This window comes from Frankia tisae (assembly GCF_025403405.1).
GTDB lineage: Bacteria > Actinomycetota > Actinomycetes > Frankiales > Frankiaceae > Frankia > Frankia tisai.
This window is the reverse complement of sequence record NZ_JANEZT010000630.1, coordinates 1-2,016: the sequence shown is the minus strand read 5'-3', so window position 1 is coordinate 2,016 and position 2,016 is coordinate 1. Positions and strand designations below refer to the sequence as shown.

General features: G+C 76.0%; 1 protein-coding gene. It reads left to right on the top strand.

From position 1 onward, the window contains the following. The coding region (locus NBZ85_RS30690) for an acetate--CoA ligase family protein (protein ID WP_261563374.1) at window positions 1-1,747 on the top strand (1,747 nt) is incomplete at its 5' end. Window positions 1,748-2,016 lie beyond the last annotated feature (269 nt).

Sequence of the window (2,016 nt, the reverse complement as noted above, 5' to 3'; positions counted from 1 at the left end):
GGGCCTGGTCGTGCTCACCGACCAGCGTGACGACGCGGCCGATGCCGCCCTGGCCGCCGAGGCGCGGGCCGGCGGCATGCGGGTTGTCGGCCCGGCCAGCATGGGCATCCAGAACCCGGCCGGGGGGCTGAACGCGTCGATGGTGCCGCAGATGCCGCCGGCCGGGCGGGTCGGCTGCTACTCGCAGTCCGGCCCGTTCGGCGGGGCGATCCTGCAGGCGGCCGCGGCGCGGGGGGTCGGGCTGTCCGTGTTCGTCTCGGCGGGGGACCGGGCCGACGTCAGCGGCAACGACCTGCTCCAGTACTGGGAGGAGGACCCGGAGACCGACGCGGTGATCATGCATCTGGAGACGTTCGGCAACCCGCGCAAGTTCGCCCGGCTGGCCCGCCGCCTCGGCCGGCGCAAGCCGATCGTGACCGTGTACTCCGGCCGTTCGGCCCTCGACGACGCCCTGCTGCGGCAGGCCGGCGTGATCGGCGTGGACCGCATCTCGCAGGCGTTCGACGTCGCGCTGCTACTCACCTCGCAGCCGCTGCCCGCGGGCAGCCGGGTCGCGGTGATCGGTGACTCCCGGGCGCTGGTCCGGCTCACCGCGCGGGCCGCGGACGCCGCCGGCCTGATCGCCGAGGAGGTCCTGCTACCCGGCGGCAGCGGTTCGGCGGCGTTCACGGCCGCGCTGCTCGGCGCGGCGCAACGGGCCGACGCGCTCATCGTGACGCTGGCCCGCCTGCCACCGTCCCTGCCGGGTCCGGTGGCGGCCGGCGCCGTCGAGGCGGCCGAGCGGATCACCGTGCCGATCCTCGCCTCCGTGCAGGGCGTCGAGATGCCGCGTGAGCTCGCCGGCATCCCGGCCTACCCGTCTCCGGAGGCCGCGGTGACCGCGCTGCGCCGCGTCGTCGGATACGCGCAGTGGCGGTCCCGTCCGACCGGCACCGAGCCGACCACTCCCGTGCGGACCGACGAGGCCCGCGGGCTCATCGCCGGGCTGACCGGCCGGCTGCCCGAGGAGCGGGCCGCCGCGCTGTTGGACTGCTACGGCATCACGGTGCAGCCGGCGGAGCTCGTGACCTCGCCGCGGCGCGCCGCCGAGGCGGCGCAGCGGCTGGGGTACCCGGTGGCCGTCAAGGCCCGCTCGCGTCCGTACCGGCACCGACCCGACCTGCGCGGCCAGCGCCTCGACCTGCCCGACGCGGCGGCGGTGCGCGCGGCCTGGGCGTCGCTGCGTTCCCAGCTCGGGCCGGAGGTGCCGATCGTCGTGCAGCGGATGGCACCGGTCGGGGTGTCGGTGGTCGTCGGGTCCGAGGAGCACCCGCAGTACGGCCCGCTGGTCTCCTTCGGCCTGTCGGGCCCGGCGACGGAGCTGCTCGGTGACCGCGCGCACCACATCGTGCCGCTGACCGACGTCGACGCGGCCCGGCTGGTCCGTTCCGTGCGGGCGGCACCGCTGCTGCTCGGCTACCTCGGCTCGGCCCCGGTCGACGTCGCCGCGCTGGAGGATCTCGTGCTGTGCGTCGGCCGGCTCGCCGACGACGTTCCCGAAGTGGTACATCTCACTCTTGACCCGGTTATTGTGTCGACTGGGCGGGTCACCGTGCTGTCGGCGGAGGTCGTGACCGGGCCGTCCGTACCCAGGGCCGACGCCGGGCCGCGGCGTTTCTGGACGCCTGCGGCGCCGGTGGTCGACCGACCCCCCGTCCGGGGCGGTTCGGCACAACATGGTCACGCCGTCCACAATCGTCTCCCATGACGTCGCCGTACTCCGCGCAGCCGCCCGTCTGGCCCGCATCCGGCGCCTTCGGGGTGCCCCAGTCCGAGGCCGTGGGGCCCAAAGAGGCCATGGGTGCCCCCAGGGCGGGGACACCCGGCCAGGCGGAGCTGGTGCCGATGCACGGCCCGGGCCGGGGCTCGCAGCACCAGCCGCCGGAGTCAGGGGCCCCGAGCCCCGCGGGGAACGGTTCCGAAGGCGCGGGTTCCCCCATCCCGGGGACGGGCCCCATCCCGGCCCCGGGATGGGGG